Source organism: Thalassovita mediterranea (genome assembly GCF_001458435.1).
Taxonomy (GTDB): domain Bacteria; phylum Pseudomonadota; class Alphaproteobacteria; order Rhodobacterales; family Rhodobacteraceae; genus Thalassobius; species Thalassobius mediterraneus.
Genome location: NZ_CYSF01000009.1, coordinates 36,033 through 50,428 on the forward strand (window position 1 = coordinate 36,033; position 14,396 = coordinate 50,428).

12 protein-coding genes are annotated in these 14,396 nt (G+C 58.9%); 5 read left to right on the forward strand and 7 right to left on the reverse strand.

Features of this window, described 5'->3' with window-relative positions; all coding sequences use genetic code 11:
- Nucleotides 1-4: 4 nt before the first annotated feature.
- Nucleotides 5-544, reverse strand: coding sequence for a hypothetical protein (locus TM5383_RS10105; RefSeq protein ID WP_058318927.1), 540 nt, complete (start codon nt 542-544; stop codon nt 5-7).
- A 382-nt stretch (nt 545-926) separates the two neighbouring features.
- On the opposite strand from TM5383_RS10105, the gene rpsF reads away from it, so the two are divergent.
- From rpsF to rplI, 3 genes are read left to right on the forward strand one after another with little or no spacing between them, the layout of a single operon-like run.
- Nucleotides 927-1,283, forward strand: a complete 357-nt coding sequence (gene rpsF, locus TM5383_RS10115) for a 30S ribosomal protein S6 (RefSeq protein WP_058318929.1) — start codon at nt 927-929, stop codon at nt 1,281-1,283.
- A gap of 26 nt (nt 1,284-1,309) precedes the next feature.
- Complete coding sequence (gene rpsR / locus TM5383_RS10120) at nt 1,310-1,537, forward strand: 30S ribosomal protein S18 (protein WP_009805008.1); 228 nt, start codon at nt 1,310-1,312, stop codon at nt 1,535-1,537.
- Between the two features lie 11 nt (nt 1,538-1,548).
- The gene (gene rplI, locus TM5383_RS10125) at nt 1,549-2,160 is read left to right on the forward strand and encodes a 50S ribosomal protein L9 (RefSeq protein WP_058318930.1); all 612 of its coding nucleotides are present in this window, start codon (nt 1,549-1,551) and stop codon (nt 2,158-2,160) included.
- Nucleotides 2,161-2,219: 59 nt separating this feature from the next.
- Here rplI and TM5383_RS10130 read toward each other — a convergent pair whose 3' ends face one another.
- The 3 genes from TM5383_RS10130 to TM5383_RS10140 all read right to left on the reverse strand — a co-directional run bounded on the left by TM5383_RS10130 (nt 2,220) and on the right by TM5383_RS10140 (nt 5,091).
- Entirely contained in the window at nt 2,220-2,633 is a 414-nt protein-coding gene (locus tag TM5383_RS10130) for a DUF1330 domain-containing protein (protein WP_058318931.1), read from the reverse strand.
- 319 nt (nt 2,634-2,952) lie between these two features.
- Nucleotides 2,953-4,287 (reverse strand): trigger factor, encoded by a 1,335-nt coding sequence (gene tig / locus TM5383_RS10135; protein ID WP_058318932.1) that lies wholly within the window; start codon nt 4,285-4,287, stop codon nt 2,953-2,955.
- A 165-nt stretch (nt 4,288-4,452) separates the two neighbouring features.
- Nucleotides 4,453-5,091, reverse strand: coding sequence for a TetR/AcrR family transcriptional regulator (locus tag TM5383_RS10140; protein WP_058318933.1), 639 nt, complete (start codon nt 5,089-5,091; stop codon nt 4,453-4,455).
- Between the two features lie 151 nt (nt 5,092-5,242).
- Between TM5383_RS10140 and TM5383_RS10145 the strand changes: the two genes are divergently transcribed.
- Together TM5383_RS10145 and TM5383_RS10150 are read left to right on the forward strand one after the other, a co-directional pair.
- A complete protein-coding gene (locus TM5383_RS10145; RefSeq protein ID WP_058318934.1) occupies nt 5,243-6,790 on the forward strand; it encodes a trimethylamine methyltransferase family protein in 1,548 nt (515 codons plus the stop codon).
- Between the two features lie 86 nt (nt 6,791-6,876).
- Entirely contained in the window at nt 6,877-8,922 is a 2,046-nt protein-coding gene (locus TM5383_RS10150; protein WP_058318935.1) for an NADH:flavin oxidoreductase, read from the forward strand.
- A 641-nt stretch (nt 8,923-9,563) separates the two neighbouring features.
- Here the strand turns inward: TM5383_RS10150 and TM5383_RS10155 are convergent.
- Genes TM5383_RS10155 through TM5383_RS10165 form a run of 3 tightly spaced genes read right to left on the reverse strand, consistent with a single transcriptional unit; the run spans nt 9,564 to nt 14,386 of the window.
- Nucleotides 9,564-10,835 (reverse strand): aspartate aminotransferase family protein, encoded by a 1,272-nt coding sequence (locus tag TM5383_RS10155; protein ID WP_058318936.1) that lies wholly within the window; start codon nt 10,833-10,835, stop codon nt 9,564-9,566.
- 3 nt (nt 10,836-10,838) lie between these two features.
- Nucleotides 10,839-11,942: a mandelate racemase/muconate lactonizing enzyme family protein gene (locus tag TM5383_RS10160; RefSeq protein WP_058318937.1), complete on the reverse strand. Its 1,104-nt coding sequence runs from the start codon at nt 11,940-11,942 to the stop codon at nt 10,839-10,841.
- A complete protein-coding gene (locus TM5383_RS10165; RefSeq protein WP_268807756.1) occupies nt 11,939-14,386 on the reverse strand; it encodes an FAD-dependent oxidoreductase in 2,448 nt (815 codons plus the stop codon). The genes TM5383_RS10160 and TM5383_RS10165 overlap by 4 nt, the downstream gene beginning before the upstream one ends.
- Between the last annotated feature and the right edge of the window lie 10 nt (nt 14,387-14,396).

A 14,396-nucleotide genomic window follows, 5' to 3' on the forward strand; every position in this document is an offset into this window, starting at 1 on the left:
GTTGTCAGGCGTCGCTGAGCGGGTGATCGAACAGCGCCTCAGCCTGTTGCGCGGCCAAGCGCATATCGCGGGTGCCCTTGGCGTCACGGATCAACACATCTCCGTTATCCAATGCCTCGCGCGTGGCACCATGCAACGACAGGCGCGCAATGGTGCGTTCGGTCCCATCGGCATTGATCAGCAGTTGGCGCAATTCCCCGCGTGCCTGATCGAGCGCATACCCGATCACCGGCGCAGTATCGCGCCCCTTGCGAAACAGGGTAAAGCCCGCGCCGATGAACACACAGGTCAGACCCGCGCGGATCAACTGCTGTTCCGCACTTTCCATTGCTTCGGGCACCAGCCACAGGCCAAAGGCGGCAAGGCATAGCACCACCCCAAGAAAGACCATTGCGCTGCGCAGCAGAACCTCATTGTCATTGGCAGAGGCGACGGTTTTCAGGGTCTGACAATGGCGCAAGGACGGCAACGCCTTGCCCGCGCGTAGCTGAGCGGCAACATGCGGGCGAGTGGCTGCAAAATTCACATTGGTTGTCATATCCATTTCGGCGCGTCCTTGTCCCTAAAACGTGTCCTGAAGAGTGCGGTATCTGCCGGATAAGGAGGCCGCATTCTGATTTCCCCTGTGGGCATAGTCTTGGTAAAGGTTGGGGCGAAAATGGGGCACGAACGTGGAGTTACCGCGACGCCCTGCCCCGTGCAGTACGGCGCCCACCTCTGCCCCCTGCTCTACCGCCTGCCCGAGCGGCATCTGCGCCCTGCAAAATAAAGCCGCTGCACAGGTGCGCAAAGGCTTGCCAGATCGCCCAATCCGTCGTAAAGGGGCGGACCTTTCGCAGTTAGTTAAACCGCGCAGTCTCTCGTGGATGGGTCGCGGAAGGTGAGGCCCTCCTATGAAATGCGCTTGCAAATGAACTGGAGTTCACATGCCGTTTTATGAGCATGTCTTCATCTCGCGCCAGGACCTGTCCAACGCGCAAGCTGAAAGTCTCGTCGAACATTTTGGCACCGTCCTGGCGGACAACGGCGGTAAAGTCGTTGAAAGCGAGTACTGGGGCGTCAAAACGATGGCCTACAAGATCAACAAAAACCGCAAGGGCCACTACGCTCTGCTGAAAACCGACGCACCTGCTTCGGCTGTTCAGGAGATGGAACGCCTGATGCGCCTGCATGACGACGTAATGCGCGTTCTGACCATCAAGGTTGACGAGCACGCCGAGGGTCCTTCGATCCAGATGCAGAAACGTGACGAACGTGGCGAACGCCGCGAACGTCGTTCGTGATCTCAGCTAGGAAAGGACGCTAAACCATGGCAGCCAAACCGTTTTTCCGCCGTCGCAAAGTTTGCCCGTTCTCGGGTGAAAACGCGCCGAAAATCGACTACAAAGACACCAAACTGCTGCAGCGCTACATCAGTGAGCGTGGCAAAATCGTGCCTTCGCGTATCACCGCCGTATCGGCCAAGAAGCAGCGTGAACTGGCCCGTGCCATCAAACGCGCCCGCTTCCTCGCCCTGCTGCCCTACGCTGTTAAGTAAGGAGAAAGCACATGCAAGTTATCCTTCTTGAACGTGTGGCCAAACTGGGCCAGATGGGCGACATCGTAGACGTCAAAGCCGGCTACGCACGCAACTTCCTGCTGCCGCAAGGCAAAGCACTGACCGCATCGAACGCCAACAAGGCACAGTTCGACGCGCAGAAAGCACAGCTGGAAGCACGCAACCTGGAAACCAAAAAAGAAGCCGAAGCACTGGGTGAAAAGCTGGACGGCCAGCAGTTCATCGTGATTCGTCAGGCTTCTGACGGTGGTAACCTCTACGGTTCCGTCACCCCGCGTGACGCCGCAGATGTTGCGACTGAGGCTGGCTTCTCGGTTGACCGTAAGCAGGTTGTTGTTCTGGACCCGATCAAATCGCTGGGCCTGCACAAAGTTGCAGTCGTTCTGCACCCCGAAGTGACCGTACACATCGACCTGAACGTAGCCCGTTCGGACGAAGAAGCGGAACTGCAAGCCTCGGGTAAATCGATCCAGGAACTGGCAGCAGAAGCAGAAGCAGAAGCAGAGTTCGAAATCGCCAACCTGTTTGACGACATCGGCGCTGCTGCATCGGACGACGACGACGCCCCCGTGGCATCGGAAGAAGCCGAAGCCGAAGAGTAATCTTCGCCGCTTGAGCATAAGAGGGCCGTCAGAGATATCTGGCGGCCCTTTTCTTTTGCCTACTCCCCGAAGGTCGCACCCACCCCGAGCGGCGCGGTGCGGATCAGACGGCTGTCGCTGACGGCGGCCTGCCGATGTTTCATCGCCGCGCGGTAGATGGGATCGCCCAGCATATCGACGAAAGCCTGCGGCGACGGGTATTCAGCGATGAAACACAGATCCCACTGTTCATCACCCGGCCCGATCAGCATCTGTTCCATCGCGCCGCGCCAGACGATACGCCCACCCAGCCGCTGAAACACCGGTGCGCTTTCGCGGCCATAGGCGGCGTAGGCCTCTGCCCCTGTGGCTTCGCGCCCGTCGTCATATTGCGCCTGATTGTGCAGTCGCACGAGGTTCAGCATATGGATCGGCCCGGCGCGGTTGTTGGCCTTGAAGGTGTTGAAATCATCTTTGTCGAATGCGGTGTGCATGCCCTACCCTCCCAAGTGATGAGCACAGGATGCACGCATTTCAAAGGCAATGACTAGGGGCATGTTCTGAAAACAAGAGGGGTGGCCCCGGATCACGTCCGGGGCGGGTTGTCTACGTGTCATCGCGCCCCCGGATCAAACACGGCATGACATCGCGCCCTGGGCGTGATCCGGGGCCTCTGCCGTCGCGAGGCACACATAAGGCAAGAACATAAGCCTAGAACACAAGGCGACACAGAGGATTAGAAGAGGTGTCCCCCCCCAACGAAAAAGACCGCCCCGAGGGGCGGCCTTTCTTTGATCGGAGCAGGCGGGCGACTTATTCGTCGTCCAGTGCCTCAACGGCCTTTTGCAGGTCGTCTTTGCTGATCTCTTTATCGGTGACTTTGGCACCTTCAACGATGTGATCAACAACTTTGTCTTCGAACAGCGGCGCGCGCAGCTGCTGCTGCATCTGCTGGTTTTGCTGAACAAATTCAAAGAACTGACGCTCTTGACCCGGGTACTGACGTGCCTGGTTCATGATCGCTTGGGTCATTTCGGCGTCGGTCACTTCGACCTCTGCCTTTTGGCCCAGTTCTGCCAGCAGCAGGCCCAGACGCACGCGGCGTTCGGCCAGTTTGTTGTGCTCTTCGGTCGGCTCGATCTTGTCGTGGTCGTGGCCTTCAACCTCAGGGTTTTCCTCGTGCCACAGCTGGTGTGCAATCTGGCTTGCTTCTGCTTCAACCAGCGACGGCGGCAGGTCGAAGGAGACCAGACCGTCCAGCTGATCCAGCAGGCCGCGCTTCAGCACGGCGCGCGATGCACCGGCGTATTCCGCTTCCAGACGCTCGGATACTTGGGCTTTCAGACCTTCCAGATCTTCGGCGCCGAATTTCTTGGCCAGCTCATCGTCGATCTCAGCCGCTTTCGGGGCTTTGACTTCTTTGATCTTACACTCGAACACGGCCGCTTTGCCGGCCAGGTTTTCTGCGCCGTACTCTTCGGGGAAGGTGACGTTTACGTCTTTTTCTTCACCCGCTTTGGAGCCAACCAGCTGCTCTTCGAAGCCGGGGATGAAGGAGCCGGAGCCCAGGACCAGCGGGTAATCTTCGGCGGCACCACCGTCGAAGGCTTCGCCGTCTACTTTGCCCAGGAAGTCAAACACAACCTGATCGCCATCTTCGGCCGCTTCGCCTTCGGCGCGGGCCTCAAAATCTTGTGCGGTTTCGGCCAGCGATGCCAGCGCTTCGTCAACGGCTTCAGCTTCGGCTTTCACAACCAGACGCTCCAGCTCAATACCGCCGAAGTCTACTTCGGGGATCTCAGGCAGGGCTTCGTAGGACATGGTGACTTTGACGTCGTCGCCCTCTTTCCAGTTTTCGCCGTCAACCATTTCAACAGCCGGCTGCATCGCAGGGCGGTCACCGCTGTCTTCGAAGTGCTTGTTCATCGCACCGTCGATGGTTTCCTGCATGGCTTCACCCAGCAGACGCTGACCGAACTGCTTTTTCAGCAGCGCCATGGGCACCTTGCCCTTGCGGAAGCCTTTCATTTCGACTTCGGGCTGGGCCTCTGCCAGCTTCTCGTTGACCTTAGCGTCCAGCTCAGCAGCCGGAACAACGATTTCGTAACCGCGCTTCAGGCCTTCGTTCAGGGTTTCGGTAACTTGCATTTGTTTCCTCACAAGGGTGACAGGCCACCCGAACGGTCGCCTGATGAAATTTGCGTCTTACTACGGCTCAGAACGCGCGGTTTCAAGCCTCAATTGACCTCAATTCACCAATGCGTGCTGGAATGGCAGGGGAAGAGCGGGCAAATGCCGTTGCGCGCGGTCCCTTCAGAGGTGGCGGGCGCGAAACCGCTGCCATTCGCGGCTGGTCGGGCGTTGGCCTGTGTAGACCTCGATATAGTCGGGCATACGGTTGATGCGGCCTTCGCGGTCCTCTTCGATCTGCATCGAGATATAGCCGACCTGCGTATAGAGCATGGTCAGCGCCCGCACCTCTGCCTGCGTCTGATCAAAGCCAAAGCGCACAAACATATCCGCCATTGCCTGTTTGCGCCGCGCATCCGCCTGATCGACACGCTGGCCCAGATCCGCGTCATTGCGCGCCCAGTTGCGGATCGCCAGATCCAGTGGCGCGTCGAACAGATCGTCATCAATCCAGCAGTCAAACAGGTTGAACACCGCCTCGGCAATGCTTTCTGCGTAGGCCTCTGTGCGGGCGATCAGGTTGCCGGTGTTCTTCTGTTCCCAGCGGTTGACCATTGCCTCCAGCAGGGCATCGCGATCCTTGAAATGCCAGTAGAACGAAGTGCGCGATACGCCGAGGCGTTTGGCCAGTGGCATGATCTTTACCGCATCAACGCCCGCCTCTGTCAGCAGCTCATAAGCGGCCTGTAGCCAGTCCGCCTCTGACTGGCGGTCGGGACGGTCGGATGATTGGGGCGCGCGGGCCTGCGTTTGAGGTTCCATACCCCGTGGCTAACAAAATCACCTGCGTGACACAAGCAACTTGACACATGTGTCGATTCAGTGGACGCTTATGTCAGGACTTGAGCTGAAATCACATGTTTCATCCGAGGACCACCACCCACATTCGCGCCATCAAGAAGGAGGATGCTTGATGACCATAGCCCAACGCCGCCGCAAAAAATCAAACCGTGACACCATTGCCCCCGGCGCCAATCCGCATCTGCGCGTGCCTTACATCACGCGGGGCATTCCCACCTATGACCTGTTGAACGATGACGCGCTGGAGCGGATTGAGGACACCGCCGAACGCATTCTGGCCGAGATCGGGATTGAACTGCGCGAAGATGCAGAAGCCATGCGCCTGTTCAAAGAGGCTGGTGCAGAGGTGCGCGAAGACAGCGCAGAGGTCTGGCGCGTACGTTTTCCGCGCGGGATGGTGCGTGAAATTTTGCAAACCGCGCCCGAGACATTCATTCAACACGCCCGCAATCCTGCAAACAATGTGCAGATCGGCGGCGATGCAATGGTGCTGGCGCCCGCCTATGGCAGCCCCTTTGTGATGGATCTGGATCAGGGGCGGCGTTATGGCACCATCAAGGATTTCCAGAACTTCATCAAACTAGCGCAATCCTCGCCCTGGCTGCACCATTCTGGCGGCACCATTTGCGAACCCACCGATATTGCAGTGAACAAGCGACATCTTGACATGGTGCAATCGCATATTCGCTATTCTGACCGTCCCTTCCTCGGCTCGATCACCGCGCCGGAGCGGGCTGAGGACAGTATTGAGATGTGTCGCATTCTGTTTGGCGCCGATTTTGTCGATCAGAATTGCGTCATCATGGGCAATTTCAACACCACATCGCCGCTGGTGCTGGATGGCGTGACCTCCGCCGGGATCCGCGCCTATGCGGCGGCGAACCAGGGATCAATCCACCTGCCCTTCCTGCTGGGTGGCGCGGTGTCGCCGCTGACCATGGCGGGGTCGATCGCGCAGTGTCTGGCGGAAACGCTATCGTCTTGTGCGCTTGCCCAGTTGACCCGCCCCGGCGCGCCGGTGGTGATGGCGGGGTTCCTGTCGTCGATGGCGCTGCGCACCGGATCGCCCACCTTTGGCACACCGGAACCTGCGCTGGGGTCGCTGGTGATGGGGCAGTTGTCACGGCGGTATAAGCTACCTCTGCGCTGTGCTGGCAACTTCTCCACCTCCAAGATGCCCGACGGGCAGGCAATGCAGCAGGCAATGATGTCGATGATGTCAGCGGTTCAGGGCGGTGCGAATTACATCCTGCATTCGGCGGGCTTCCTCGATGGGTTGCTGTCGATGTCTTATGAGAAGTTTATGATGGACCTCGATATGTGCGGCGCGCTGCATTCCTATATGCGCGGGCTTGAGGTGACAGACGACACGCTGGGCTTTGACGCGCTGGCGCAGTTTGGACCGGGCGAGCACCTGTTTGGCACCGATCACACGCTGCGGCACTATAAAACCGCCTATTGGGACAGCGGGTTTAACGATGATCAGCCGTTTGAAACATGGGATGAGGCAGGCCGCATTGACGCCAGCGCCCGTGCGAATACCCAATGGAAACAGGTGCTGCGTGATTACGAAGCGCCGCCGCTGGATATCACCAAGGATCAAGAGATCATGGCCTTTATCGAACAGAAGAAAGCGTCAATGCCGGATGCCTGGCACTAGCGCACCATACGCATCCGTATTCACACAAGACACCAGCGTATTAACCTGACCTAAACCAGCCACCCGCCAGAGCAGAGACGCCAAAAATGACCCAAGACCCGCTGCTGCAGCCCTATCAGCTGAAACACCTGACCCTGCGCAATCGCATCATGACCACCGCCCATGAGCCCGCCTACCCCGAAGATGGCATGCCGAAAGAGCGCTACGCCGCCTATCACGCGGAACGGGCCAAGGCAGGCGTGGCACTGGCGATGACCGCAGGGTCCGCCGCCGTTAGCCGTGACAGCCCGCCGGTGTTTAACAACATCCTCGCCTACCGCGATGATGTGGTGCCCCATATCCAGCGCCTGACTGATGCCTGTCACGAACACGGCTGCGCGGTGATGATCCAGCTGACCCATCTGGGACGGCGCACGGGCTGGAACAAGGGGGATTGGCTGCCCTCTGTCTCTTCCTCGAAACACCGCGAACCAGCGCACCGGGCGTTCCCAAAACTGGCCGAGGATTGGGATATCGACCGTATCATCAGCGATTTCGCCGACGCTGCGGAACGGATGAAGGCCGGCGGTATGGACGGGATCGAGGTGCAGATTTACGGCCACCTCCTTGATCAGTTCTGGTCGCCGTTAACCAATGATCTGGATGGACCATACGGCGGCGCGACATTGGACAGTCGGATGGCGATGCCCCTGGCGGTGATTGATGCGATGCGAAAACGGGTGGGTGATGATTTCATCATCGGCGCCCGCTACACCGCAGATGAGGCAGAGGCAGGCGGGATCACCGCCAGCGAAGGGATCGAGATTTCCAAGCGGTTGGCGGACAGCGGGCAGATCGACTTCCTCAACGTGATCCGTGGCCGCATCCATACGGATCCGGCGATGACCGATGTGATCCCCGTGCAGGGGATGAAAAACGCACCGCACCTAGATTTCGCGGGCGAGGTGAAGAAGGCGACCGGCCTACCCACCTTCCACGCGGCGAAGATCCCCGATGTGGCCACTGCGCGGCATGCCATTTCGGCTGGGCTGTTGGATATGGTCGGCATGACGCGCGCCCATATGGCCGATCCCCATATCGTGAAAAAGATCGTTGAGGGGCGCGAGGAGGATATTCGCCCCTGCGTCGGCGCCACCTATTGTCTGGACCGCATCTATCAGGCGGGCGAAGCACTGTGCATCCACAACCCCGCCACAGGCCGCGAACTGACCATGCCGCATGAGATCACGCCCGCTGAGACACGCAAAAAGGTGGTCATTGTCGGCGCTGGCCCTGCTGGACTAGAGGCGGCGCGCGTTGCGGCGGAGCGTGGTCATGATGTGACGGTGTTTGAGGCCCAGCCTGATCCCGGCGGGCAGGTCCGCCTGACCGCGCAATCCCCGCGTCGGCGCGAAATGATCTCCATCATCGACTGGCGCATGGTGCAATGTGCGGCGCGGGATGTGGAGTTTCGCTTTAACACTTGGGCGGAGGCGGAGGACATCACCGCATTGTCCCCCGATGTGGTGATTGTCGCGACAGGCGGCATGCCCAACACGGAACTGTTTGAAAGCGGCAAGGAACAGGATCTGGTCGTCACCGCATGGGATCTGATCGCGGGCGATGTGAAACCTGCACAAAACATCCTGATCTATGACGAAAGCGGCGACCACCCTGCCCTGATGGCTGCCGAGGTGGCCGCTGAAGCGGGTGCCAAGGTCGAGGTGATGACGCCAGACCGCACCTTTGCGCCTGATATCATGGGGATGAATCTGGTGCCTTACATGCGTGCGCTACAGGATAAGGACGTCACCTTCACCGTCACCCGCCGCCTGCTGGGGGTCGCGCGCGATGGCAACCAGCTGCGCGCCAGCATTGGCACCGATTACAGCGATCACCAACAAGATCAGACCTATGATCAGGTGGTGGTGAATTATGGCACCCTGCCCTTGGCCGACCTCTATTTCGATCTGAAACCGCTGTCGCGCAACCTGGGCGCGGTGGACTATGACGCGCTGATCAACGGGCAGCCGCAACAGGTGATGCGAAACACAGAGGGCACCTTCCAGCTGTTCCGCATCGGCGATGCGGTCAGTGCGCGCAACACCCATGCGGCAATCTATGATGCGCTGCGGCTGGTGAAGGATATCTGATTAGAACAGGGGGCATACCTGCCCCCTGTTAACCACGCCCAATTTCATCCATCCGCCCAATCGTCGAAATGCGCAAGTGGTGGCAAAACCCCAACGCCACGGGTGAGGAAACAGCGCCGCTGATCGCACCGGTGGCTGCACTGTGGATCAATCCCTGGGCGTTCACAAAGGTGTCTACGCTATTCGGGTCTGCCAGATTCGGCTCGGCCTCGCCGGTACTGACCGAGAGCCCCTCAGCGATCAGACCCGGATCCTGCCTACCATCGAAACGACCCGCTAAGGAGCTGGTCGTGGAAGTGTCAAAATCACCGGTATTACGGACCGCGTAGGTATTGGAGTAGAGGGCATCTTTGCTGACGGTTTGCCCCTACGCGTCATCAGTCACAACAAAGGACGAAGGCGCAGAAGAACGGCCTATTTTGGCAACACAGCCATGCGGTAACAGGCACGCAGTTGCCATAAAAGTAGGGGCGCCAGCGAAGCGATCCGCGGACGCCCCGTTCATAGCCGCAGCATCTGGTGGTGGGCAATTCACCACCTCCCTGGTTCAGACAGTGGCTGACGATCACGGACCAATTTCCGCTGAACTGATGCTGCGCATTACATACACGGGCGTAGGGTAACGCATGCGGCGCAGTGCATTAATCCAGCGCGGACACCGCCGCCTGCACGGCCGCCTCGGTCAGGGCCAGATCAGCTTGTGTCAGGGACAGGCTGGGATACATTTTCGACGGGCTTTTGAATACGCCGCCACGCCGCAATGCGGTGCTCCAACGCGCTGCACGTTCGGGATATTTGTGATGGGCAGTGCGATAATCGACGCAGGGCGCATCTGTGAAATAGAGATCAAACAGTGTTTCATCACCGCACACCTGATGGGCGATGCCCGCCGCCGACAGCGCCTCCGATTGCATCTTTTGCAACTGTGCCCCCAACGATCTGAGACGGTCATAGCTGCCCTCACGCTTTAGGACCTGCATTGTTTTCAATCCCGCCGCCGCCGCAACCGGATTGCCAGACAGTGTACCCAGTTGCATCAACCAACCTTCGGCACCAACCTGTGATTTGTCGAAATGACGCATGATGTCACTACTGGCCGCAAGCGCCGCCAAGGGAAAGCCGCCACCGATGATTTTACCCAAGGTGCAGATGTCAGGCACCACCCCATAGCGTTCCTGCGCCCCGCCATAGGCCAGCCGGAAGCCCGTGACGATTTCGTCAAAGATCAGCAAAACTGCGAACCTGTCACACAGGTCGCGCAGTCCCTGCAAAAACCCCGGCGCTGGCGGGATAATGCGTTGGAGAGGTTCCACCATGATCGCCGCAATGTCGTGGTGTTCGCTCAACAACGCCTCAACCGCCTGCAGGTCATTGTAGGGGGCGACCAACATATGCTCGGCCACGCTTTGGGGGATGCCCGCACTGTCCGGCACCGCTTGGGGGAAGTTCACCCGTTTTGTCGGCGCAAGGCTCATCTGTGCCTCGGCGCTCATGCCGTGATACCCGCCTTCGAATTTCAGGATCTTATCGCGGCCCGTATAGGCCCGCGCCAGCCGCATCGCGTACATGTCTGCCTCACCGCCTGAGGCCACAAAGCGCACCTGTTGCGCACAAGGAACCGCGTCCACAATCGCCTCGGCCAGCTCAACGCCTTTGGCGTTGTTGGCAAAGAAGGTCATGCCATTTGGCAACTGGTCCAGCACCGCCTCCATCACCTCGGGGTGGCCATGCCCCAGCAGCATTGGGCCGGACCCGATCAGGTAATCCACATACTCTGTGCCGTTTTCATCCCACACCCGGCTGCCCTGACCCCGCGCGATGAAGATACCGGGATCGAAATTCCCAAAGCCCCCCGCAGGCAACACCTCTTGAGCGCGGGCGATCCATTCGTCTTGGGTCAACAGTTTTTGCATGGGTTACCTCATTTCCATTACTGGTGTGCCTAGAATGTCCAGATCCGGCGACACCCCCAGCCCGGCGCCCGTGGGCGGCGCGATACGTCCATTGTTGCGTTGGGGCGCAGTCTGGCACACGCGCGGTGCCACGTAAGAGGACAGATCACAGGTATTCATCAGCGCGCCGTTCGGCACGGTCGCGGCGAAATGCAGGGCCGCAGCAGTGACCACATCCGATCCCCATGTGCATTCCGCACAAATCTCAGCCCCCAGATGTACCGTCAGGTCGCGCGCACGGCGCATTGCCGAAAGGCCGCCGAATTTCGATAGTTTTAGGGCCACAGCATCCAAAACACCCAATTGGTGCGCTCGGAGCAAGCTGTCGAGGTCATGGGCGCCTTCGTCTATCTTCATCGCCAGCCCCGTGGCCTGGCGCACAGCAGCGCAGTCCTCCAGGGTTTTGCAGGGCTGTTCCAGCATCACATCCAGATGCGCCACCGCACGGCCGGTGCGGGTCGCTTGCAGTTTACTGGCACCGCAGTTCCAATCCCCATAAACCAGCGGCCCATCACCGACCGCTTCGCGCACTTTGATCAAGCGTTCCGCGTCGCGCTGCCAATCACGATCAGCCCCTAATTTCACCTGAAACTGCCGGATCCCGCTGGCATAGGCGTCCTTGGCGATGCGGGCCATATCATCCGGTGCGATGCAGGTAATGGAATGATAGAGTGGCATGTCCTGCCGCACGCGCCCACCCAACAACGCAAAGAGTGGTTGATCCGTGGCTTTGCCAAACAAATCCCAAAGCGCGATATCGATCATCGACTTGGCGTAGCGATGTCCCAAAAGATGGGCGTCTAGGTCCAGCATCACAGCATCAACCCCCAATGGTGATGCCCCGATAAGTTTTGGTGCCAGTTCCTGCACTGCACTGGCAACGCCACCGGCATAGGCTGGCAGGTAATGCGGGATAGGACACACCTCTCCCCAGCCCTGATGGCCGCTATCCGTCTCAAGCCGCAGGATATGAGAGGTCACTGTGGCACAGGTTTTACCTTCGGCCATGTAGTAGGTTTCATGGCTGGTCAGATCGACCGCCCAAAGGGTGAGGCCAGTGATCTTCATGCGGTCACCAACACATCCTGGCGGGGTTTCAGACTGTCGGGGTCATAGGCCGGTTGCCCAAGCACCCGCGCGGCCCGTGGCACGCCGTGGATCAACACCGTCAACTCGGTCCCAACTTGGGCTGCCTCTGGCTTCAGATAGGCAAAGGCCAGCACCTTGCCCACCGTTGGTCCAAAAACCACAGAGGCGGTGGAACCAACAACCTGATCACCCAGATATACCGCTTCGCCACCGTGGCCGTCGGCGCGTCCGTCAGGTTCTATTTCCAGATAGGCACAAATCCACGGCAGGTTGGCATTGAGGGTGTGCTCCTTGCCCAGATAAGGCTTGTCGTTGCGCGCAAAGCGCAGAACATCCGCTTCGGCCAGAGTGACTTCGTTTGTGAGCTCCCCTGCCCCTTTGAACGCCTTTTCCATGCGCATCGCATTCATGGCAAAGCTGCCATAGTTGGTGATCCTATGATCCATACCAGCGGACCACAGCGCATCATAGACATCCAGACAGGCATCATTAGGCATGTGGAATTCCCAGCCTAATTCACCTGCATAGGACATGCGGAGCGCCCAGATTTGATGACCTGCCACTATGATCTGTTGCGCCGACAACCAACGAAATCCCGCGTTCGATAGATCAGACGCAGTGCAGGCCGCCAGAACATCACGCGCCTTTGGCCCGTTCAACGCCAGCGCCGACCAGCTGTCCGATAGCGCGGTGATCGTCACGGTTTCATTCACACGCTGGTGGTTCAGGTGATCCAGCAAGCGTTGTTCAAAAAAGGCCGCACAAACGAGGTAGAACCGATCTTCATCCATGCGCACGATTGTGGTTTCCAGTTCGATCCGCCCCCGCCGGTTCAGCATGTGGGTCAGAATGATCGCGCCCACCTTTTGCGGCATCCGGTTGGCGGTCAAACGATCCAGCAGCGCATAGGCATCAGGCCCTTCGACCAGCACCTTGCTAAAGGCGGTCACATCCATGATGCCGACATCTTCGCGGACGGCTTTGACCTCGGCTGCGATTAGATCATCCACGACGGTACGATTAAAGGAGTAGTGATCTTCCTGTGCCACGCCGTCACGCGCAAACCAGCGGGGGCGCTCAAAGCCATAGACCTCTTCGTAAACTGCACCTTCGTCTTTCAAGCGCTGATAAAGGGGCGATGGTTTAATCGGGCGCCCTGCCAGACGGTTGAAATGCGGAAAAGGGATTTCGTGGCGCAGGCAGTAGTCCTCTTCGGCCTTGATCACCTGCCAGTCCTTGGTGGCATAGGCGCCGAACCGCCTCGGATCATAGTCACGCATGGAAATATCCGCTGCGCCATGCACCATCCAACGGGCCAGTTCACGGGTTAGCCCCGGCCCCCAGCCGATACCGATCTGCGTGCCGCAACAACACCAGTAGTTGCGCACACCCGGTGCAGGTCCAATCAAAGGATTACCATCCGGCGGGTGGCTAATTGCCCCGTGAACATCCCGTTGCAGCCCCAGTTCGGCAAAAATCGGCATGCGGTTCAGGCTTTCTTCTAGCCAGGGCATGACGCGATCGTAATCCGCGTCAAACAGCCAGTTTTCATATTCCCAAGGACAGTGATCATGCCAAACGGAATTCGGGTTGGTTTTTTCATAGATCCCGATCAGACCACGGTTTTGTTCCATGCGAATGTAGCCAGACACCTTTTTATCGTCGCGGATCACCGGCAACTCTTGGTCCAGCCCCTGAAATTCGGGCACGGGTTCGGTGACGAAATAGTGGTGGGTCATCGACGTCATCGGCAACTGCAGGCCAGACCATTCGCCCATTTGCCGCGCATAGGTGCCGCCCGCGTTGACCACATGCTCACAGGTGATTGTGCCCTGATTGGTTTCGACCACCCATTCCCCATTGCCGTTTTGAGTAATGTTGGTGGCCTGACATCTGCGGATGATGCGAACGCCTTTTTGCCGCGCCCCTGTGGCCATCGCCATCGTGACATTCGTGGGGTCTACATGCCCGTCATCAGGGGTGTGAAGCGCCCCCAACACCCCGTCGAGATTGTAGAACGGGTGCAATTCCGCAACCCGTTCAGGTGTCACAAGCTCAATATTAAATCCCAGCGACCGACCCACCGACAACGTATGGCGCAGCCAGTCCATCTCATCCTCAGTGTAGGCCAACCGGAACGAGCCGCAGCCATGCCAGGTGACCGGCTGACCGGTCTCTTTTTCCAACGCGCCAGAGTAGAGGCCGATGTTGTAGTCAACGCATTTGCCCAACCCGAAACTGGATGTGGAATGGGTGATCTGCCCCGCCGCGTGCCATGTAGACCCGGACGTCAACTCAGCCTTTTCCAACAAGACGGTGTCAGCGCCCCAGCCTTCGTGGGCCAGGTGATAGGCCAGCCCTACCCCCATGACACCGCCGCCAACGATTACCACACGCGCTGAAGTCGGAAAATCAGGTCCCACAGCATGTCCT